Raw genomic sequence first — 21,718 nt, 5'->3', positions numbered from 1 at the left:
AAAGTCTCTTTAGCATTAGAGTTTTGATATTGCCCTGAGAATTGCTTTTTGTTTTTTTGACAGAGTCATACCTTTTTTTTGTTCAAAGTAAAACTCTTCTCCATTAAGAATATCAAAAAAAATTGACGAATCAACACTAACACAGTTTTCTTCCCACGCTGCTCTTTCTATTTCTCTGTCAGAGGATATCACAATCCAGAAGCTTTTTTCAGTTTTAAGTATTCTCTTTATTATATCATCAGCTTTTTCATTTGCTCCAGAGTAGATTATCCTTATTCCGCCCTGAAAATCAATTGTTTCTTTTCCAGGTCCTTCTTTGTATCCATCAAAAACAACGGTGATATCATGTCCTTTTTTATTTCGATATTCAATAAGTTGCTGTATAAGTTCCTGCCTTGCTTTCTTTAAATTTTTGTGAAAAATTCCGATAAGATTATATCCATCAATTAAAAGCTTGCTCATCTCTATTTACCCAATCTTAATCTCCAGACCATGATTGCTGCTTCTCTGATAATCTTTTTGCTCATCTTTGATGAGCCGCTGTTTCTTTCGTAAAAAATTATAGGAATTTCAGTAATTTTAAATCCCATTTTGTAGGCTCTGTAAACCATCTCTATCTGGAAGGCATATCCATTTGACTTTATATTATCAAGGTCTATTGATTCAAGTACTCCTTTCCTGTAGCATCTATATCCGCTTGTTACGTCAGTAAGAAATCCAAGTCCAAGTATAGTGGTTGCATACTTATTTGCCAATTTTGAAAGCAGTAGTCTCTTAAAATCCCATCCAACAACGCTTATTGTTCCTCGAGTATATCTTGAGCCAATTACAAGATCATATCCTTCATTGCATTTTTTTATGAAATTCGGGATTTCGGCAGGGTCATGACTGAGGTCTGCATCCATCTCAAAGATATACTCATAATGCCTTTTCAAAGCCCATTTAAAGCCTGTTACATAGGCTGTACCAAGCCCTAGTTTTTTGGGTCTCTCTATTAAGTTAATTCTTTCAGACTGATTCATCCAGTTTCGTATTTTTTCTGCTGTTTTATCCTGAGAGGCATCGTCAATAAAGAGTATGTCCACATCGTGTTTAAGCAGTTTCGGAATTATCTTTTCTACATTTTCTGCTTCATTGTAAGTCGGCAAAATTACAAGAGCACTCATCTAAACTCCTTTTTAAAACTTAAGAAATATAATAAAACAAAAACTCCATTTATGCCAAAAACACGAGATAAAGCATAAAAAAGAAATTGATTTGAAAGTCAAATTCAATAATTTTGCTATAATTAAAATATGAAAAAAATGATAGTGTTAGAGGAAATTATTGAAAAAATTCCTGCTGAATTAGCCCCTAATGATATTCCTACTGAAATAGAGGCAATATATTTATATGGTTCTATACTGAAAGGCAAATTGAGAACTGAAAGTGACATAGACATAGCAATACTTCCCAATCACAGGGTTGATGAAATGAAAGCTCTTGAACTTATCTCAAAGATTGAATCCGTATTCACAAAAATTTTTAAAAAATTTGGAATTTCAAATGAGGTAAGCGTTTTAAATATGCGAAGTAAATATGTCTCTATAGAACTTCTTCATAATATAATTTTGAATGGTGTGTGCATATATGAAAAGTCAGAAGTTGAACATTTTGAATTCAAAAACTTCGTGATACGTGAGTATTCAGATTTTAAACCATTCCTTAAAAAATTTAGAGCTGAAAAATATGGAATTATATATTAAAAAGATTGAACTTATAGAAGAATCTTTAAAAAGATTAAGAGAAATTAACTCAGAGATCAGTAATTTAAAACAATATAAATCCTCATGGAGAGCTAAAGACATAGTAGAGAGGAATCTGCATAAAATAATTGAAGCTATAATTGATATAGCTTAGATTTTGATATCCAGGAAAAAACTTAAAGAGCCATCAACAAATAGAGAAGTTTTTGAGATACTCCATGAAAATAATTTATTTCCCTCAGATTTTTTAAAAATAATTGACAAGATGATTGGGTTGAGAAATATCATTGTTCACAGCTATGACAAAATTGACGATAATATCATTTATGGTATTTTGAAGAAAAATTTAAAAGATATAGAGAAAATCAAAAATCATTTTCTTTCAATTATTAAAAACAATAATTAACGTCCTGCTCATGTACTTAAGTTGATAAAGATTACAACGGCATTCATTTCAATTCTTTCTTAAAATTCAAGAAATATAATAAAACAAAAATTCCATTTATGCCAAAAATATAAGCTAAGTAGTCAGAGATGTTTTTTAAAGGTAATACTAAAAATCCAGAATAAAAAAATAAAAGATGTGCATAGATTATATGAAACCCTCGTTCTAAAGCAATAGCAATACTTATAAAAACCATATTAAAGAGAAGAGGTAAAAGAGAGATAAAGTAGATGGGGAGAAATTTTAAAGCAGGTTCAAACTTTGATCCAAAAAGCATCAAAAATAAAGGCTCACCAATTAAAAAACAGATTATCTGAGCTGCTACTTGAGATATGATTACTATGCCAAACATTTGCAATACAAATTTTTTAAAAGACTCTGTTTTTTTTGAATGGACAAATTTTGGGAAATAAACCCCGAGAATTGTCAGAACAAACCATAAAAGCACTTTTCCTACAATTGATACTGCCGAATAAAGTCCTGCAGTTTGTTCATCAAAGATTCTCTTTACAAAAATTGTATCAGCGTAGAGAAAAAAACCTGTTGGAGAAGCATATAGAGCTATTGTTAGCATTTTTTTTATATTTAATCGGGCTTTCTCACCAATAATGTTTTTATTAATCTTAAGAAGAATCACTAATACAACGAGTGCTCCAATAACCGTAGAAAAGATAATTCCTCCTACTTTGAATCCAGCATAAATTGCCACCAATGCTGCAATTAATCTAACTGTTAGCTCCAATGCTCCAGAGAAGGCGAAAATTGGAAATCTGCCAGTTGCCTGAAGAAAGCCTCTTTCCACAGCGAGCAAAGACATAAAAAACCATGCCAGGGCAATAATAAAAAAGTAAGAATAATTTGTTACATTCAAAAAATCTTTAAGAAAATTTGAAAAAGCGCAGACACCTAAAGCAACCAATGCACCAGTAACTATGGCAACTAATCTCAGAGATCTTAAAAAATCATACTTTCGTTCATAGTTTTCAATTATGGTTTTTATACTTACAGTTGTAAGAAGAACAGTAACATTGCCAATTGTTAATAAAAATGAATAGAAAACCATAAACTCTCCATAACCGGCAGGTCCAAGACTTCTGCTTACAACAGAATGAAAAACATAGCCAAGAATATTCACATAAACAAAGGCAAGTGTAACAGAGGAGATGTCTTTAAGCATTTATATTAGTTGAGATATAAACTCATTTACCAGTTTTTCAGCCATGGTTAAAAATTCGTAAGATTTTTCCAGGGAATCTTTAGCTTTATCTTTATTAATCTCTTCAAAGTCTCCGTAATCTACATCAGTTCGTCTGGATAGTAAAATTTTGAAATACTCAATGAATTTCTCATCAATAAACCCTGGTTTTACAAAGTGAAGAGAAAGCATTGTTTTGCAACCACTATGACTTACAGGGTCAACTCCTTTAAGAATCAAAAGGGCTCTTGCTGCATTAAGAACTGCATAATAACTCCTATTGACAGACGTACCATATCTATCATTTTCAAAATTGAATTTTGCTTCTTCAAAAATATCTTTTGCCTTTTTTAGCCTATACTCTGCAAGTGCTTTCTTTTCCTCTGCTGATAGAGTCATATAAAAATACCCCCTCGCTCATAATACTTCTAAAAAAACCTGTATTATACTCTCTCTCTTTTTCAAAAACTCCAAGAGATTTTATTACTGGTGCATAAGGAATTCCGGTTAAGTCCTCTTCTTTGCTAAAAATTTGAATAATTTTGACTTCATCATCTATGGTTAAACCATCAACAATGACTAAAACATCAAAATCAGACTCTCCATTAAAGTCTCCTCTTACTTTTGAGCCGAAGGCAATAACAGCTTTAAGTCTATGAGATAAAACTCTTTTTAGTTTTTCTGTTATCCTAATCAATGAATCTTGTTCATATTTAAACATAATGAATTATAACAGATTTTCTGTCAAATACCTTTCATACTCCTCTGCAATTCTATCCCATGTAAACTGCCTTGCATACTGCCTTCCCTTTTTGCCCATTTCAATGATCAATGTCTCATTACTGAGCATATATTCAATTGCTTGCTTCAATGATTTTACATCTCCAGACCGGAAACTAATTCCGAAGCCATTTTCAACAACATATCGAAGTTCTGGGATATCGCTGACAATAAGAGGTTTACCCAGGGCGGCAACTTCAAGTGCAACAATGCCTTGTCCTTCAAAACGAGATGGCATAATGAGAAACTTTGCATTGGATATGAACAGTATTTTTTCTTCTTCAGATAAAAAACCGATGTACTTGACATTAGTGAGATTCAAATCTTTAATAATTTCAAAAAGTTTATTTTCATCTTTACCTTTACCAGCTATCAGTAAGTTAACTTCTATCTGCCTTACGGCTTCGAAGAGGAGATCTAATCCTTTGTTATAAATATCAATTCTTCCAATAAAGGCCATGTAGTCGTATATTTTGCTTTCTTTGTGGAGAAGATGACTTGAGATTCCATTTGGGATAACTTTTGCATCAACTCTGAATTTGTTTTTAGTTTCCTCAGATACAGAAATTACATACGAAAAATTTTTAGGATAAAAACTTTCAATCAAATAAAATGGCAGACCTGCCACAAAGTATTTTTTAAAAATATTAATTCCCTCCTTATGATGAATCTGTAATATTGCTTTTTTATGAAAAAAATTAGAAAAAACAGGATTCCACGGTGCAAAATCTTCAATAATAATATCGTATTCTTTCGCATGTTTCTTTAAAAATTTAACAGCTTTAAATGCGTATGAAAACACACTTATAACATAATTTTTATCATATCCAACAAATTTAAATTTGAGATTTCCCTCTTCATAATCCTTTGCTTTTGGATATTTTCCTGAAACTATGGTAATCTCATGCCCTTTTTCTGCAAGCCTCTTATTAATCTCATAAGTCCTTACAGCACCTCCACCGCCCACCCAGGGGTTGTTTATGTGGTCATAGATAAGATGAAGGATTTTCATGGTTTCCTTGCAATAATATAAACTGTTCTACCAGGTATTTCGTAAGGTATAAATGAAAAATTGGATTTTGAAACAAGATTTAGGAATGGAAAAAAGGGTAGTAAAGGTAGAAACTCCCACCATCTTATGACTCCAATTCTACAGACTTCAAATCCCGTTATTTTTGCTAATGCATAAAAACCTCTTTTCGTCCATGGTCTGATATGGGTAGGATCTGAAAAGAAATTCCAGTAATCTGGGGTAAATAATGAAACATAATATTCAGTAGAACAGTAAAAAGAGCCTCCTTTTTTTAAGACTCTTTTTGCTTCTTCAAATAATCTTTCAGGCTTTCGTAAATGCTCTATCACAAAGTTTGACAAAACGATGTCAAAACTTTCATCTTCGAAAGGTAAATTTTGATTCTCTATATCACATATTTCAAATTTAACAAAGTCTGGTAAATACTGATTTTTCTCAAGATCAACACCATAAAATTTAGCATTTTTATTGATAAACTCATGTATATACAATAAGGTGCTTCCTGTACCGCAACCTATATCAAGTACTTTTAAATTATCTTCATTAATATTATCAATTGCAGTAAGCTTTTTTACAGAAATGTTAGTCAATCTTAGATATAACTTAAACAATTTTTTGTGTTTTCTTGCTATTTTCGTAAATAGTCCTTTAATTCCATATCCATCATAAATCTCCTCTAAATACTTTTGATATCCTCTTTTATTCATGGAATTCTCCTAATTCAGTAGCTTTAAATTATATCATAACCTGAATTAATGCCTCTTTAACCATTGAAACATCTATATCTTTCAAACACTTAAAATCTAATCCGGCAACACACTTAAGAGGTTTTGGTGAATAATAAAAACAGGGTGAGCATGGAAGTTCGATTCTGACAATTTTATGTTTCACTTTCCACGGTCTTACCCAAACAGGATTCGTAGGACCGAAAATTGCTACTACTGGTATGCCTACAGCTGCTGCAAGATGCATGAGTCCTGAGTCATTTGACACAAAAGCATTCATCTGTTTAATTATTGATGCAACCATACGAATAGGTTTATTTTGAATGAGAATTACATTTCCGTATTTTGCATTTTTAGATATAAATTCATTTTCCTGCTTTTCTTCATCGGTGCCAAAGAGGAAAAAATCAATATCTGGCATACTATTTATCAATTCCAGAAATTTTTGTACTGGCAATCTCCTCTCTCTGTGTCCTTTAAAACTGCTTGTCCCTGTATGAATGCCAACCTTGATTGCTCTTTTTGAAAGATTTTCTACCAATAACTGTCCCTGACTGATTTCTTCTTCCTGAAGGTAGATTCTCATTTCAGGATATTTGTTTATTTTTATTCCCAGAATTTCAAGAAGTCTCAGATTTTCCTCTACATTATGAAGATTTGGATCTTCCTTTATAGTTTTATTCTTCAGAAAGTTAAGTTCAATAAGATCTCTCTTGATATATCTATGTCCAATTCTGAATTTTGCTCCTGTAAGAAAACTTAGAATGTTATACTGCTTTCTATTTGAAGGATAAAAGTTTATTGCCATATCAAATTTATCTAAAGAGGAAATAAATTTCAATGAATTTAAAAGACCTCGTTCAAGAAATGGAAAGTAAAGAAGTTCATCAATATAAGGATTATTTTTAAGAACTTCATAGGTAGTTTTAAACATGCAGAGATTCACAATCCAGCAATCAATTGATTTTTTCAGAACCTCAATTGCTGGGGTTGTCATGAGTGTATCACCTATCCCATAAAGAGGTAGAATAAGAACTTTCATAGCCTATGCAAAATAAAGCCCTATAACCCAGAGGCTGAAAAAAATTATGAAGCCTGCAGAACCTGTTATCAAATATTTCCTGTCAAAGGGGACTTTGAGTCCTTTTATGATTATCAGACAAACCGAGCCAATCCATGCAAAAAGAGAGAAAACAGAGACAAAGCTCCAGAATATAGATGGTGAGCCATCATATTTCAAAATTTCCATATGGTAACTATATAAAGTTTTATAATCTTTTTCAGAAAGTTTATTATACTTCCATTTAATCATTTCAGATGCTTTAAGATCTGCAATTAAAGGTTCTATTCTTCTAATTTCTTCTTTGTATGGCTGATAAAAACTTTTTATCTGATAAAGAGAACTTCTTAATGTTTCATAACAGTAAAGTCTCTGTTCATCACTTTCAATCTTTTTACACTGCTCAAGGATTCCGCCTATAGCTTTTTTATTGTAGGGACTTAAAGGCGTGTATGATAAAATAGCTCTTTCGTAATATCTGATTGATTCAATAGGGTTTTCAGCTTTCTTTGCTTCTGCAATAAAATTTTTCTGCTGCAAAATAAGTCTGAGGCAAAAAAGTAGAACCATTATCAAAATTGTTGTAGTGAAGAATAAACTAATTTTTTTCATTTCCCTTTCCTGATAGATAAAATTTATCCTCTTTGTTATATTTCCTGATAGCATTATAAATGTTGATATATCTTTCATTTTCATTATTAATTTTAATTTTCATCCTAAACGTTGCTTTGATATCTCCGTAAGTTATTTTTTGATCGAAAGTCAAATCTCCTCTGTTGTTAGATAATTCCTCAAATGCCTTTGCTATGCTAAGATATGCAATCGTAGAAAAATTACATAATTTGATAGTGAATAAATCATCTGTTCGGTGAGTTAGGCAATCTTTATAGTTAATAAAGGGCTCGATTTTTTTCATTCTTTCAATGAAAAATTCATCAAACTCTTTTTTATTATTTGATTTACTTATATATATAAAAGAGCTAAAATAAGGATAACTGTCAACCACAGTGTAAAGTGGATGTTTTTCTGATAAAGCAAGAATTGAGTAATATCGATATTTATTAGTAAGCTCTATCAAGTCTCCACCAAAAAACTCAGGGAAAAGTCCTTTGTAAAGTCTGTAAGGTTTACATCCCTGAAGTGCCCAGAGCATTGTCTTGTAATCGTCGAGAACTATTTGGCATATGTCTTCTCTGTATTTTCCAACAAGTTTTAAATACCATCCCTGAAAGGCATGATTATCTCCATAGGTCATATAAATGGAGGAAACTGGTAGAGATGTGAAAATTTCCTTTGTATGGGAATAGGGAACATAGTTGTATCTCTGATGCTGATCAGTAAGTCTATCAAGAATCATTAATAAAGGGAAAAAAATTAAAATAATTGGCACAATTCTTTTAAGAAAATAAAAGCCAAATTTTTCAAAGATGGTGTAAATAAAGTATAATCCTGCGCCTATTACGGTGCAGTAAATAGAATAGGAAGGAATAAAATACTGATGCCCTATAACATAAAGCTCATGGTTATCAGGATTTTGTAGTGAAAATGTAAGTTTTGCAAGAAAGATAGAGTAGATAAAAAAGGATGTTAAAATAAATACAAAAAGTTTTTTTGACTTTTTAAAAAGCCAGACAATACCAAGAATGAAAAAAGGTATGGAAAACAGAGTAAAATTTTTTTCAATAAGATAAAGATAGTTTTTAAAAGCATAGATATAACCGTAAAAATTAACAAAACCCGATGATGTAACATCGATAGACGAGCCTGCTCCATAGTTTTTTCTTAAGAAAACTGTCAAAAAAGAATCCCAATCAGTAACAGGTATCATGCTGAAAAGATTCTCCTTAATGCCTCTTATGTAAAGATAAAGGTTTAATGAGAAACCTAATAGAAAAAATACAATACTCAATGGCAAATTTTTTAAAAAATCTCTGTAATAAAAAATTCCAACGAGAACAAGAGGAACAATCATCATAAATCCTGTATGATGTGCTGAAAGAGTGAGTCCCAGAATAAATGATGTAAGAAACTGAATTCTTCTGTCATATCCATTTAAAATTATTTTTATCCCCAAAAGTAATAAAAACATGACAAGAAAAGAATTTAAAGTATAAAACTTTGCAACAATACTCTGTCCGAAAAATGAATAAGAAAATGCAAGAAAAACAATTGAAGCAATTGCAGCTAAATGAGCTTCACGGGTTTGACCTGAAATTTTAAAAATAATAAAATATACAACAGAAAGTGTAAATATTGAGAAAAAAACTGAGATTAACTCAACTCTGATACCAATATTTCCAAATGGTAAGAAACTGAACAGTTTACCTATCTGAACATAAAGGGGATAACCAGATGGATGGGGAATTCCAAATCCGTAAGAGGCTGTTATGAGTTCTCCTCCATCACCTGTTGAAAGAACAGGTGGAAGAGAGAAAACATAAACTGATGAAATTAAGAGTAAAGGAATTAAAAGGGAAAGTATTTTAAAATTCATTTACAATTTTTTAAAAATTATTGAAATGTGAAAGGGCAGGCAAAAACCTGCCCATAAAAGAGTTACCTAATCTCACATTTAAATCCACCGCCAGCAACAAAGCAGAATGCTGTATAGCTATCTACACCAGCTAAAGATCCTGTTACAACACCTGAAGTAATTGAGCCAGTAGAATCACATATTATATCAGTACCAACTGTTAATCTGACCGTCCCACCAGGCGTTGTAATATCAGTATTTGTACTGCAATTTTTTAATGTCACTGATATTGCATTCACCGGTATTGTTCCATCTGGATTTTCAACACAATAAGCAACAGCATCCATCATACATGCTCTCGCCATAGGTTCTGCATAGGATGATACCTTTGCCTTTTGCTGATACTTCATGTACTGAGGAATTGCGATTGATGCAAGAATTGCAATAATTGCAATGACGATTAGCAGCTCAATCAGTGTGAATCCTTTCTGTTCCCTTAAAAGTTTCATAATTTTACCTCCTAAAACTTATTCAGGTTTCCAAAGGAAACCTCTGTTTAAATTATAAACAAAAATTTATAAATTAGCGTGAAAATCATGTGAATTTTAAAAGAGCCATAAATCTATTTTCCTTTGCCCTGTATTTTAGTTTAAATCTCTGTTTTTTCGCAAGTGCTTCTGTGATTTTCAATCCAACACCAGAGCCTTTTTGTTTTTCAGAAATATCGTTTATTATTGCCACACTATTTTTGGACAACCTTATATGGATTTTTTCACTGGAATATTTAATTGCATTCTCAATGAGTGAATAGACAATGTTTTCTATTATCTGCCTGTTTGTATAAATAGAGACATCCTTAAGATTCAATATCAACTTTCTATTATTGATTTCAAACATTGAAAGATTTCTCTCTATAACTTCTTTTAAATTAACTCTGTCTTTGCTGGATGAAAGGTCTTTGAAATGTCTTATAGTTTCTAAAATCTTCTGAAAGTCATTCTGAATGTAGTTATAACTTTTCTCAAGTCTCTGGATAGCTCTCTCATCATATCGGATTTTTAAAATCTCTATGTTGCCTTTATGCGTTGCTAAAAAATTGCCAAATTTGTGGGAGATAGTCAAAAGAATCAGTTCTAAAAAATCTCTGTAATCTCTTTCCTGTTTAAGCATTCTGTCTATGATTTTATATAAAATCAGCATTAAACTCAAAACAAGCAAGAATTCCCAAAGCAGAACATCTTTTACATATTCCTGAAACTTTTGTTCAATAAATCTTTTGTTACTAAAAAAAATATATTCTTCTTTGAGAGAGTCCATAAAACTAATTACAACTGTGTTTAAATAAAAAAGAATTAAAGCTAACACGGTAGAAAAAATTATGATTATCTTAATCTGAAACTTCAACTGAGCCTGTATCCCCTTCCTGGATATGTTATTATGCTGTCAGGTGGAAGTATTTTTCTCAGTTCTTTAATATAAGCTCTTACAACTTCATCACCAACATTTTTCCCGGGCCATACATAGTTGAGAATGGTTTCTTGGCTAACAATTTCTCCTCTATTTTTTAGAAGAAGTTCAAGCAGTTGCCATGCTTTTTTTGAAATCTTGACTTCTTCACCGCCTCTGTAAATTGTTTTAGCATCTATGTTTACAGTTAAATCGCCAATATTGACAATTGTTGACATGTGCTTTCTTCTACTTAATGCTTTGACCCTCAATAAAAATTCTTTAAAATCAAAAGGTTTTGTAAGATAATCGTCTGCCCCTTTTAAGAAACATTTTTCTTTGTCATCTAAAGTTTTCTTAGCAGTGATTACTAAAATTGGGGTTTCAATGCCTGCCTGTCTTAACTTAGCGATTATTTCTTCGCCTGGAACAAAATTGAGGATTAAATCAATAACCAATACATCAAACTCGTACTTTGTAATTAACTTTGGAAGTTGTCTTTCGTCCCAAACCCATACTGTCTCTATCTCATGTATCTTGAGATAGTCTTTAAGTGTCTCTCCCAAAACTCTATCATCTTCTATAAGTAAAATCCTCATTATTCATAATGCATTATCCTTGGTGTTATAAAGATCATAACCTCATAAAGGCTCTCATCTCTACCACGACTTTTGAATAATTCACCAACCAGAGGAATATCTCCAAGCCCTGGAACCTTAGATTCTGTTGTTGTATCTGTTTTTTTGTAAATTCCACCAATAACTAAAGTTTCACCATCTCTGAGAGAAACCTTTGTATTTCCCTCTATTTTTTGAGTTCTTGGAGCATAGACACCGCCAATGTTTACAAACTCAACAAGATCCTCTTTTATAATGTTTACATCAAGAAGCATTGATTTATCATCAATAAGATGAGGTGTCGCCTCAACAGTTATAGCAACATCTTTAAATTTTGTTGATATTTGACCACTCTGAACATCTTTTTCTCCATAGGGAATGCTTGCTCCTTGAACTATTTTTGCCTTCTGATTATCAAGAGTGATAACCTTTGGATTTGAGATGACTTTACCCTTGCCTGATTGTTGAAGTGCTGAAATTCTTAAATCAAGAGCAAAAGTTCTGGACGCATTAAGATAACCAATAGTAAAAGCTGTTGTTGGTGCCTGTGTACCTGATGATGCAGGTAAATTTATTGCCAATGGAGTACTTCCACCCGGTACATTGCCTCCTAATGAACCACCTATTGTTGTTCTTGTATCAGGAGGTCTCCATGCAATACCCCATTCAAAACCGAGAGCTTTAGCAAAACTACTTGATATTTCTATAATTCTCGCTTCAAGAAGTATTTGTCTTGTAGGTTTGTCGAGATCCTGAATAAGAGAAGTCACTTGATTAAGTACTGATGGAATATCTCTCACAATTACTGTTCTGGTTCTTTCATCAGTTGATATGTTACCTTTTGGTGAAAGAATTTTTGCTGACTCTATGGTGCTTTTTACTTTATCCACCGATGCGTATTTTAAAACAAAGATACGAATTTGCTCATCTTCTGCCTTTTTGAAAAGATCTTTTGTCTCAGCTTCAAGCTTTTTTTCCTCCTGAAAGACTTTAACTGGAGCAACTCTAATTATGTTTCCATCAAAAGTTTTTTCAAGTTGAAAGGTTTTACATATTACATCAAGAGCCTGGATCCAGGGAACATTTATAAGTTTAACAGTAATTTTACCTTTTACCTCAGGATGTATGACAATATTGTATCCTCCAATATCTCCAAGAAGTCTGAAAACTCCTACTATGTCAGCATCCTGTAAGTCAAGAGAAACAGTTTTTTCAGTATCTATTTTAGGCATGGGGGATTCAGTAACTTTTTTTTCCTCTGATGTAACAACCTGTGGTTTTTTAGCTCTTTTTACATTAATGATTACTTCATCACCAAGATAAACAGATTCAGCATTAAAATCTTTTCCAAAGAAGAAGCTCAATGTGAGTTCATCTCCTTCTCTTTTTACAGAAACAGGAATATCCTGAGTTTCTGCTTCAAAACTTACTCCATGAAAACTTACATTTATATAGTCGTCAATCTTACTTACCGAAGGCACAGGAAGTTCATCATCTGCCTGAATTGATATTTCAAAGCCTTCATCATTTTTATCCATTGCCATTTCAATAATTTTTACTGTTTTAGATGGTTTGGCAGGGGTAGAGTTAAAGGAAATTGTCATTATGCCATTTTCCATTGCTATTTCAGCTTTTGCAGGTTCACTTATAAGGAGTAATAGTTCTGTATTGTTGTCTTTTGCCTGAGCTGAGATTTCACTTACTATACCTTCTCTGAAAAATATTTTTTTATCTAAGATTCCAGGTTTTGTATTTTTAAGTTCTATTTTTATTTTAAATGGATCCTCACTTGGAAGAAGAGTGAACTCAGTTTTTTCTGTGAGCTTTATTTTTAAAGTATCTCCTTCAGGTATTACGTTGATGACCTCACCTGCAAAAACAGTATTTACGGAAATAAATAAAAACATTAAAATAAAAACAATTATATTTATCATTTTTCTTCCTCCGGCCTGAGTTTTAAATATTTAACTTTATTGTTTTCTATGATTTTGATGCCATCTTTTAAGATTTTCACTACCTTGCCTCCGCTATATCCTATTCTATCGTTTTCTCTTACAATATAAAATCTTCCATCTGTTGCTTGAAGAAGTGCAAAAGCTCCTTTTTTGTCAATCGCAATTCCTGTAAGCTTTAATTCTTCTATTTCATAACTTTCAAGAGGTGATACTCCTTTTTTTCTTTCATCTCTTTTTAAAATTAGAGGGACAAAGGGATCCCTCATTTGTTGAGCATCATAGGTATATGTAGGAAATACTATGGTAGGTTCAACTACCTGAACTGGTTGTTTTTTTTGAGTGGTTGTAAGTATCTGTTGAGGTTTCTCTGTTTTGTTGAGTAAAAAGTAACTAACTACAAGTAGCGTAATTAGTAAAAAAACTCCGACTATGATTAAAATTCTCTTTCTTTCCATTACTTTTTCTTTTGTTGTATTTTTTTCTTTTCTTCTTCAGGTATCAGTGAATAAGTAACAGCAGTCAAATTCGCATTTAACATTGTTGGATCTTTGTCACCCTTTTTTATTTCCATCTTTTTTATATTAACGATTCTTTCTATTCTTGTAATATCGGCGAAAAATGTTCCAAATGTATGATATTTACCTTTCATACCAACTTCTACAGGAATTTCATAAATTTCATTTGATGAATGTACTGTTTTTTCCTTTGGTTTCCATGAAGTCACGACAAGACCTTTATTGAGTCCTATTTGGGAGACCATTTTTAGAACATCAGTAACCTCTGTTTCTTTAGGAAGCAGTGTTTTTAAAAACTCCATTTTTTTCTGCAGTTTTTCATTTAAAGCCTTTAAGTCTTCATATTTACTGACAATTATATTTGCTTTTTCTATGTCTTCCTGAATATTTTTTTGGTCATTTTTTAGTTTTTTAATATTATCAAGGGTTGGCAACATATATATAGAGCTGAAAAGTACAATTAAAACAATGGGTGGTAAAATCATTAATAAAATTCGGTTGGTTTTTGAAAGTTTTTCCCAATCCATCTTATACCTTCAATTTAAATTTTAAAGTAAATTTATAAACATTCTGTTTTTCAAACTCAGTTTGTTGGGATTCTACAAGATAAACATCTTGTAACTCCTGAGTTGCTTTAAGATTTTCAACAAACTGAACAACATTCAAGTTTGAAAACCCCATTCCTTCAACTGTAACTACATCGTTAAAACTAAGTCCTGTAAGCCATACTCCATCTGGAAGTTTTTTAACAACTATACTAAGAATGCTAACAGGCGCAGACTGCATTTTCTTGAGGTTTTCAATTAATTTTGTTTTTTCTTCAATATCCTTGTTCATTGCTTCAAATTTTTTAACTTCTTGTATTTTTTTCTGAAGCAATTCCAATTTCTTTTTTTGTTCATCAATCTGTTTTTCAAGAGAGGATTTTGTACTTTCACAATAGGCAAAAATAGCTAAGAGAATAACTAAAGTTATAACTATAGGAATTGCAAGTTTTTTACCGATTTCCCCAGATAATTTTATTTCAACCTTCTTTCTCTCTTTCTTAACCTTTCTTTCTGGTAATAGATTTATTTTTATCATTTTATCTTCTCCGTTCCCCTTAGAGCTAATCCAATTGATATGGAAGATATATGTAAATATTTTTGCATTTTGGCTGAAATTTTTTTGTTTATTTTGATTTTTTTAAAGGGATCAAATATAAATATTTCCTGGTCAAGTCTTTCTTCAACTGATGAAATAAAAGTTGGATAAATTACTGGAAAACCTGTAAGATAGATTTTTTTTACGGGTTTTTCCGGTAAAAAGGATTTAACGTATTCAATTTGCCTGTAAATTTCTGCGGAAACATCATCTGCAAAATTCCTTATCTCTTCATCTTGTGCTTTTTGAATGTCTATATTTAAAGCAATTGTGCTATCTCTTATGTAGAGAGGTTTATTATCTTGAGCGATGACAAAGTTAATGAAATTCTCTCCCACATTTACAATTAATGTAGGCTCGGGCTCTTTGTAATTAAATTCATAGACGTTATAAAGAGCTAAAGCTCCCACGTCTACCACCTGAGGAATTATACCTGCTTTTTCAAAAATGTTAACATATTCATTAATTATTTGCTTAGTTGCAACTGCTACAAGGACTTCTGTTGAGTTTTCTTTTTTTAATTTTTCCAGAATGTGAAAGTCGAAGTATACTTCCTTCACATTAAAAGGTATATGTTTGTCAAGTTCAAAAGGGAGATTCAAAGCAATTTCTTCTTTATCTATATAAGGAACTTGAATTACTCTTACTGCTGTATAGGCTGGGCCTGAGATTGCAAAGGCTGCTTTTGGATTTTTCATATTAAATTTTGGAGGAATTTTGAGGAGTGTATTTATAACACTGTCGAAATCAATTATGCCTTCAGGTCCAATTGCTCCTTCTGGAACTTCAAAAATTTCCCATTCAGTAAGTTCATACTTTTTACCTATATAGGCAACTTTAATAGAGGAAGTTTCTATTTCTATCCCAAGCATTGTTTCTTAGTTTTATACTAAAAAATTAATATTTTGTCAATACCTTATTTAGAGTTTTTTTTATGACGTCAACTGGAGGTTCAACTTCAGTCCAAATTTTGAAAGCCTCTACAGCCTGCCACAGAAGCATTCCAATACCTCCTACAACCTTACATCCAATTTTTTTTGCTTCATTCATTAAAAGAGTCTCAGGATAAACAATATCATAGTAAATATGCTTTGACAATAGAAATGCTGGATTGATAGGTAAAGGGTCATCCTTTTTTAATCCAAGAGAAGTAGCATTCACTATGATATCAACTTTTTCATTAATAGATTGCTCAATGTGTGGTATGACCTCTATAAATCCTAAATTAGCAAATTTTTCTTTTATTTCCAATGCCTTTGATAGGGTTCTGTTGTAAATGTAAACTTTACCACCCTCTTTTAATATTCCGTAAACAATAGCCTTTGCAGCACCGCCAGCACCAAGAATCAAAATGTTTTTTTCTTTAATTAATATACTTTCTTCTTTAAGGGATAAAATAAAACCCTGTGCATCTGTATTGAAACCTTTCAGGATTCCTTCATTATTTAAAATTGTGTTAACTGCTCCAATGTATTTAGCCTCATCTGAAATTTCATCAAGATATTGAATTACTGCTTCTTTATGTGGGACTGTGATATTTACTCCCTTTATATTTAAGGCTTTGATTGCAATGATAGCATTTTTTAAATCTTTCTTTTTCACATGAAATGGTACATAACAGTAGTCAAGTCCGAGATACTTAAAGGCTTCATTATGAATTATGGGAGAAAGGGTATGTTCAACTGGATCCCCAAATATTCCTATTATTTTTGTTTTTCCTGTAATCATAGATGGTATGTATTTTAACAAAAAGTGAAAATTTATTAAAAAGGGTTGTTCGTAGATGAAGCATTAAATGATTTTATGAAATTCTAATCGTTTAAGCTTTTTTGTTCATTTTCTATGAATTCATCTGAATGAGTGTAAATTTCGATTCCAAGTTTTTCTGCTACAGGTTTTGCACGAGGATCAACCATTGGCGAAATAACAATAACTCTATCAACTTTTCTCTGATGTTTTTTCTCATAAAATTCTTTCTTTCTCCATAAGGAATACATATCAGATTTGCTTATGGAGGATTTTATTTCACAGGCAATTACCATCCCATTTCTGATTATTAAGTCAAGTTCTATCTGGTCGGGATGCCCGAATACTTCTCCATCGCGATCGTAGTCAACATATCTCATAACTTCCACACCGAAAGAGTCTTCAATTATTGCTTTCAGTCCATTACGAAAAGACTCTTCAGAGTAAAGTCCCCATCTGGCTCCAAGAGCGCCAATTGTATAAAGATGTCTTCTGTCAATTTTTTCTAATCTTTTAAGGATTTCATTTATTGTTTTTTGGTTTTCTTCCCATTTTTTGTTCCACTCAGCTTGAGTTTGATCATATCTTTTTATCCATTCTTCCCATTTTTGCTGGTTTTCTTTCCATCTTTTCTCATTTTCTTCCCATTTTTTGTTCCACTCAGCCTGAGTTTGATCATATCTTTTTATCCATTCTTCCCACTTTTGCTGGTTTTCTTTCCATCTTTTTTCATACTCTTCCCATTTTTTGTTCCACTCAGCTTGAGTTTGATCATATTTTTTTATCCATTCTTCCCACTTTTGCTGGTTTTCTTTCCATCTTTTTTCATTTTCCTCCCATTTTTTGTTCCACTCCTGCCATCTTTTTTCATACTCTTCCCATTTTTTGTTCCATTCAGCCTGAGTTTGATCATATCTTTTTATCCATTCCTGCCATCTTTTCTCAGACTGTTCTTGCATCTGTAAAATCTGTTGATAAAGTTGCTCTATTCTGTCTTCTGTTTTTTTCTTCGGAGGATAATGGGATTTTGTTATCTGAAGAATAAATTTTCGAAAAGAGGGATCTGTTTTTAGAATTGATGGCAATTCAGTTTTAATTATCTTTTTTATTTCTTCAAGACTAATTGATGTCATCAATTTAATAATAACATATAAATTTTTTCATTTTACAAATTTTTTTGCAAACTCTATTTCCTCTTCCTTTGAAAGGAGGCTGCCATGAAGTTTTTCTTTTAATATTTCATCAAAAATTTTTTTATAGGCAGGTCCTGGTGGAATTCCGAGGTTTTTCAAATCCTCCCCTCTTAACAATGGTTTTATTTCTTTCAGTTTTGTAAGATAAAGAGAAATAGCTTTCTTTTGCTGCTCCTTTGCATAGATCATCATCAAAATTATTGTTTCTAAATTTAAGTTATTTAAAAGTTTATATATTTCTGCAGGAAATTCTTCAGAGGGTAAGTTCTGTAGAGCTTTCTCAGCTAAAGAGATGTTTTCAATAACTTCTTTTTTTATATTTTCAGGTACGCATATTTTTTGAAGAAACTCGTGCCTTTCATTTTCTTTCAAATTCCACAGTATGACCATTAAATAGATGAGTTCTTTTCTATATTTTTCCCGCAAAAAAAGAATCTCAATCCCCTGAACAGTTTCATAGGCTTTTGCAAGATCTGATAAAAGTTTTTTTTCATCTAATGAAGGATGAAACACTCTAAGTAAACCATAATCTGCAAGCCGTTTTATTGATTGATGAGGTAGTGTCTCCTTTAAAAGTAAGATGATTTCTTCGTATAGTCTTGGTCCTTTAAGTTTTTCAAAGATATTCATTTTCACTGCGAGCTTTATTAGGTTTTCGGTGTGTTTTGATATTTTAAATTCTAACTTTTCTGAAAATCTTATAGCTCTTATAGCTCTTGTAGGATCTTCCACAAAACTTAAGTTATGAAGCACTTTTATTTTTTTTTCCTTAATATCTCTTTGCCCGCCAAAGAAATCAATGAGCAAACCAAAGTCCTTTAAATTCAGTTTGACAGCAAGAGCATTTATCGTAAAGTCTCTTCTGTATAAGTCTTTTTTAATAGAGGAAGTTTCAACTTTTGGTAGAGATGCTGGTGATTCATAGTATTCTGTTCTTGCAGTTGCGATATCTATGTGAAAACTTTGTATTTCACCATTTTTCTTTATTTCTTTTAAAATTTTGGCAGTGGCAAATCTTGGATGAGGGGTTACTTTACCGTCTATTTTTTTTGCAAGTTCATTGGCAAAAGCTATACCATCCCCTTCAACTACAATATCTATATCAGGGCTTGGTCTTCTCATGAGAAGATCTCTTACTGACCCCCCTACCAGATAAGCTCCATATCCCATTTCTTCAGCAAGCTTTCCAGCAGTAATAAGAATTTCATAGATTTCCTGAGAGAAAAACTCTTTTATTAATTTCGCTACATTTTTTTTTGATTCCTCAGTTTCCGCAGGTTGTGAAATCTTTAATTTTTTGATTAGTTCTTCATATAAATTGCGCAGTATATCAGTTCTGGTAATAACTCCAACAACCTCATCATCTTTCAAAATTGGAACAAATCTCTGATTAAGTTCAACCATATTTTTTTCTATTTCCCATATTGGAGTGTCCTCTTCTGCAGTATAAGCATCTGTTGTGGCAAAATCTCCAACTCTTGATTGTTTAAGTCCATGAAAGATTGCTTTTTCAACAACACCTCTTGTTATTATTCCAATGTATTTATTGTCTTTAATTACAGGCATAGCATTGATACCATATTTTGTCATTATTTTTTCCACTTCTTTTATTGGTTTATCCCATTGTATGGAAATTACAGGAGTTGTCATTAGATCTCTGGCAACTTTTTCAGGTTTTATGTTTTGTTTTATTACTTTGACAAGTTCATCAATCAATAAATTTACAGGCTGTTCTTTTAAAGTTGCACTGCCTGCTGCCCAGTGTCCGCCTCCTCCAAATTCACTTAAAATAAGACCTACATCTACCTGCGGAGTATTACTTCTTCCAATTATTAGAATTTTATCTTCCATTTCAATGAGTAGAAAAAGAGCATCTGTATCAACTATATCCATTACTTTATGGGCAATGTGAGATATATCCTGAGGTTCTTCTTTTACAGCATGCCCGATGTTAATTCTTATTCCATTGATTAAATGTTCCTGCAAGGAATTGAGAAGTTCATTAAGTAGAGATACTTCTTGTCGGGAAAGTTCTTCTTTGAGAAATTGAGATACTATATTTAAATTTGCACCTTTTTTAAGCAAATATGCAACAGCAAGAACGTCTCTTTCAGTAGTTGATGGAAAAAGAAGATATCCAGTTTCCTCATAAATCCCGAGGCACATGAGAGTGGCTTCAAGAGGAGTTATTGTAATATTTTTTTTACGAAAAATTTCTGTAAAAAGTGATGCTAGTGCACCAATTTGCTCTGTTATTTCAAAGTCTGCCTTTATATCGTCTTCTCCTTTAGGATGATGATCATAGAGATGAACTTTTATTGGTTTTTTCAATAATTGAGCGACTTCTCCAATTCTTTGTCTACTTCTTGTATCAACAATTATCAAAGTTTTTACTTCATCTAAATCAATTTCTTTTAATTTTTTTACTTCAAATGGTTTAAAACTTTCAAAAAAAAGTTTAACTTTCTTTTCCATTGAGCCTGGTAGAACAACAACTGCCTCTGGATAAAGCTTTTTTGCCGCCATACAGGATGCAAGAGCATCAAAATCAGCGTTAAGATGAGTGGTTATTATTTGCATTATTTCAAGTTGTCACTAATTTCTTTAAAATCAACCATTGCTTGATAATCATAAAGAGTGGAAATGGCTGAAGTATATGTTTTAATTCCGGTCTCTTCAATTGCAGCAACAGGGTTTAATCCTCCTACAACTATAATACCAATCCGATCTATTCCAACAGGAATATCAAGTAGAGGCTGATTTGGTTGCCCAAACATGAGAATCCCCTGGAATCCTTTTTTCTGCATTTCTGAGTAAATCTCTTTAACTTTCTCTAAACAAACTGTTGGAATCTCTCTAAAGCTTGCAAGAACTCTTCCGTAGCCGTTTTTGATAGCCCCTGAAACATCGGTCATTTTACCTCTTATGAATATTTCTAAGGGATCAAGTGATGTTCCATCGTAGCTTATAAGAGCATTAAATCTGTAAGGCTGTCCATCTCTTATCTCAAGAACACCTCCAAATCTTGAAATAACAGGTATTCCATGTTTTAATAAAATAGCATTTAAAGCGACACTACATACTGTTCCTAAACAAACATGATTATCAGGGACAACAATATTGTTATTGTCTTCTTCAATAAAAAGGATCTTGTTGCTCATTACAAATGGAGAGTTAAAAACATACTCCATCGCTTGGAAAGCTTTTTTGAGCTTGTTTTTTGGAATATAGCTAAGATTTACAATAATTTTACCTTTACAGGAATCTATATCAAAATCAGAGAGATAACTCAGAGTTTCAATTTTGTTTATTATAAATCCGACTTTCTCAACTGTACTTGCAGACTCAAGTTCCTGTCTGCCTTTTTCAGTTATAATTCTGCCTTCTTTTCCAAAAACTTTTGTAAGTCCTCTTTCATCAAGAATTTTTAGGTGATATCTAACAGTTCTTTCTGACAAATTTACGCCGTACATTTTTAATTTTTTTGCAATTTCTTTTGAACCAATTATCTTATTTTCCTTTGCAAGAATTTTTAAAATAGCTAATAGGGTGCGATTCATAAATCCTCCTGTTTTTTGTATACTTAAAAATTATACCACGATTGATTTTTATAGTGAAAAATTATTTAAAATATTAAACTTTTTTTA

Annotated in this window: 23 protein-coding genes and 1 pseudogene; 2 read left to right on the top strand and 22 right to left on the bottom strand. The window is 31.8% G+C overall.

Annotated elements, in window-relative coordinates; translation table 11 throughout:
* Window positions 1–15 precede the first annotated feature (15 nt).
* The gene (locus tag TAGGR_RS09320) at window positions 16–462 is read right to left on the bottom strand and encodes a YacP-like NYN domain-containing protein (RefSeq protein ID WP_059177094.1); all 447 of its coding nucleotides are present in this window, start codon (window positions 460–462) and stop codon (window positions 16–18) included.
* A 2-nt stretch (window positions 463–464) separates the two neighbouring features.
* Window positions 465–1,166, bottom strand: a complete 702-nt coding sequence (locus TAGGR_RS09315; RefSeq protein ID WP_059177093.1) for a polyprenol monophosphomannose synthase — start codon at window positions 1,164–1,166, stop codon at window positions 465–467.
* 138 nt (window positions 1,167–1,304) lie between these two features.
* On the opposite strand from TAGGR_RS09315, the gene mntA reads away from it, so the two are divergent.
* Together mntA and hepT are read left to right on the top strand one after the other, a co-directional pair.
* A complete protein-coding gene (gene mntA, locus TAGGR_RS09310) occupies window positions 1,305–1,745 on the top strand; it encodes a type VII toxin-antitoxin system MntA family adenylyltransferase antitoxin (RefSeq protein WP_161936216.1) in 441 nt (146 codons plus the stop codon).
* Window positions 1,729–2,151: pseudogene (hepT, locus tag TAGGR_RS10960) on the top strand (type VII toxin-antitoxin system HepT family RNase toxin). Before mntA ends, hepT begins: the two are co-directional and overlap by 17 nt.
* Before the next feature lie 43 nt (window positions 2,152–2,194).
* Here the strand turns inward: hepT and TAGGR_RS09300 are convergent.
* The 20 genes from TAGGR_RS09300 to TAGGR_RS09205 all read right to left on the bottom strand — a co-directional run bounded on the left by TAGGR_RS09300 (window position 2,195) and on the right by TAGGR_RS09205 (window position 21,631).
* A complete protein-coding gene (locus TAGGR_RS09300) occupies window positions 2,195–3,367 on the bottom strand; it encodes an oligosaccharide flippase family protein (RefSeq protein ID WP_059177090.1) in 1,173 nt (390 codons plus the stop codon).
* On the bottom strand, window positions 3,368–3,784 hold the full coding sequence (locus TAGGR_RS09295) for a HEPN domain-containing protein (RefSeq protein WP_059177089.1): 417 nt from the start codon (window positions 3,782–3,784) through the stop codon (window positions 3,368–3,370).
* Window positions 3,741–4,106: a nucleotidyltransferase domain-containing protein gene (locus TAGGR_RS09290; protein WP_059177088.1), complete on the bottom strand. Its 366-nt coding sequence runs from the start codon at window positions 4,104–4,106 to the stop codon at window positions 3,741–3,743. Before TAGGR_RS09290 ends, TAGGR_RS09295 begins: the two co-directional genes overlap by 44 nt.
* A 6-nt stretch (window positions 4,107–4,112) precedes the next feature.
* Window positions 4,113–5,177 (bottom strand): glycosyltransferase family 4 protein, encoded by a 1,065-nt coding sequence (locus TAGGR_RS09285; protein ID WP_059177087.1) that lies wholly within the window; start codon window positions 5,175–5,177, stop codon window positions 4,113–4,115.
* A complete protein-coding gene (locus TAGGR_RS09280) occupies window positions 5,174–5,905 on the bottom strand; it encodes a class I SAM-dependent methyltransferase (RefSeq protein WP_059177086.1) in 732 nt (243 codons plus the stop codon). Before TAGGR_RS09280 ends, TAGGR_RS09285 begins: the two co-directional genes overlap by 4 nt.
* Window positions 5,906–5,933: 28 nt before the next feature.
* A complete protein-coding gene (locus tag TAGGR_RS09275) occupies window positions 5,934–6,965 on the bottom strand; it encodes a glycosyltransferase family 9 protein (RefSeq protein ID WP_059177085.1) in 1,032 nt (343 codons plus the stop codon).
* Window positions 6,966–6,968: 3 nt separating this feature from the next.
* Window positions 6,969–7,595, bottom strand: a complete 627-nt coding sequence (locus TAGGR_RS09270; protein WP_153000520.1) for a hypothetical protein — start codon at window positions 7,593–7,595, stop codon at window positions 6,969–6,971.
* Window positions 7,582–9,477: a glycosyltransferase family 117 protein gene (locus TAGGR_RS09265; protein ID WP_059177083.1), complete on the bottom strand. Its 1,896-nt coding sequence runs from the start codon at window positions 9,475–9,477 to the stop codon at window positions 7,582–7,584. Before TAGGR_RS09265 ends, TAGGR_RS09270 begins: the two co-directional genes overlap by 14 nt.
* Window positions 9,478–9,539: 62 nt before the next feature.
* On the bottom strand, window positions 9,540–9,965 hold the full coding sequence (locus TAGGR_RS11095) for a prepilin-type N-terminal cleavage/methylation domain-containing protein (RefSeq protein WP_059177082.1): 426 nt from the start codon (window positions 9,963–9,965) through the stop codon (window positions 9,540–9,542).
* An 85-nt stretch (window positions 9,966–10,050) separates the two neighbouring features.
* Window positions 10,051–10,860 (bottom strand): histidine kinase, encoded by an 810-nt coding sequence (locus TAGGR_RS09255; protein ID WP_059177081.1) that lies wholly within the window; start codon window positions 10,858–10,860, stop codon window positions 10,051–10,053.
* Complete coding sequence (locus tag TAGGR_RS09250) at window positions 10,857–11,501, bottom strand: response regulator transcription factor (protein WP_059177080.1); 645 nt, start codon at window positions 11,499–11,501, stop codon at window positions 10,857–10,859. The genes TAGGR_RS09255 and TAGGR_RS09250 overlap by 4 nt, the downstream gene beginning before the upstream one ends.
* Complete coding sequence (gene pilQ, locus TAGGR_RS09245; protein WP_059177079.1) at window positions 11,501–13,453, bottom strand: type IV pilus secretin PilQ; 1,953 nt, start codon at window positions 13,451–13,453, stop codon at window positions 11,501–11,503. The genes TAGGR_RS09250 and pilQ overlap by 1 nt, the downstream gene beginning before the upstream one ends.
* Complete coding sequence (locus TAGGR_RS09240) at window positions 13,450–13,929, bottom strand: pilus assembly protein PilP (protein ID WP_059177078.1); 480 nt, start codon at window positions 13,927–13,929, stop codon at window positions 13,450–13,452. Before TAGGR_RS09240 ends, pilQ begins: the two co-directional genes overlap by 4 nt.
* Window positions 13,929–14,516, bottom strand: a complete 588-nt coding sequence (locus TAGGR_RS09235; RefSeq protein WP_059177077.1) for a type IV pilus inner membrane component PilO — start codon at window positions 14,514–14,516, stop codon at window positions 13,929–13,931. Before TAGGR_RS09235 ends, TAGGR_RS09240 begins: the two co-directional genes overlap by 1 nt.
* Window position 14,517: 1 nt before the next feature.
* Window positions 14,518–15,072, bottom strand: a complete 555-nt coding sequence (locus TAGGR_RS09230; protein ID WP_059177076.1) for a PilN domain-containing protein — start codon at window positions 15,070–15,072, stop codon at window positions 14,518–14,520.
* The gene (pilM, locus tag TAGGR_RS09225) at window positions 15,069–16,004 is read right to left on the bottom strand and encodes a pilus assembly protein PilM (protein WP_059177075.1); all 936 of its coding nucleotides are present in this window, start codon (window positions 16,002–16,004) and stop codon (window positions 15,069–15,071) included. The genes TAGGR_RS09230 and pilM overlap by 4 nt, the downstream gene beginning before the upstream one ends.
* 25 nt (window positions 16,005–16,029) lie before the next feature.
* Window positions 16,030–16,860: a shikimate dehydrogenase gene (gene aroE / locus TAGGR_RS09220; RefSeq protein WP_059177074.1), complete on the bottom strand. Its 831-nt coding sequence runs from the start codon at window positions 16,858–16,860 to the stop codon at window positions 16,030–16,032.
* An 83-nt stretch (window positions 16,861–16,943) separates the two neighbouring features.
* Window positions 16,944–18,011 carry a PD-(D/E)XK nuclease family protein gene (locus tag TAGGR_RS09215; RefSeq protein ID WP_059177073.1) on the bottom strand — a complete coding sequence of 356 codons (1,068 nt, stop codon included), beginning with the start codon at window positions 18,009–18,011 and terminating at the stop codon, window positions 16,944–16,946.
* A 27-nt stretch (window positions 18,012–18,038) separates the two neighbouring features.
* The gene (locus TAGGR_RS09210) at window positions 18,039–20,651 is read right to left on the bottom strand and encodes a CBS domain-containing protein (RefSeq protein ID WP_059177072.1); all 2,613 of its coding nucleotides are present in this window, start codon (window positions 20,649–20,651) and stop codon (window positions 18,039–18,041) included.
* Window positions 20,651–21,631 carry a DUF128 domain-containing protein gene (locus TAGGR_RS09205; protein WP_059177071.1) on the bottom strand — a complete coding sequence of 327 codons (981 nt, stop codon included), beginning with the start codon at window positions 21,629–21,631 and terminating at the stop codon, window positions 20,651–20,653. The genes TAGGR_RS09210 and TAGGR_RS09205 overlap by 1 nt, the downstream gene beginning before the upstream one ends.
* Window positions 21,632–21,718: the final 87 nt, after the last annotated feature.

This window comes from Thermodesulfovibrio aggregans (assembly GCF_001514535.1).
In the GTDB taxonomy this organism is placed as follows: domain Bacteria; phylum Nitrospirota; class Thermodesulfovibrionia; order Thermodesulfovibrionales; family Thermodesulfovibrionaceae; genus Thermodesulfovibrio; species Thermodesulfovibrio aggregans.
The sequence above is the reverse complement of the archived record's forward strand: the minus strand, read 5'-3'. Positions and strand labels throughout refer to the sequence as shown.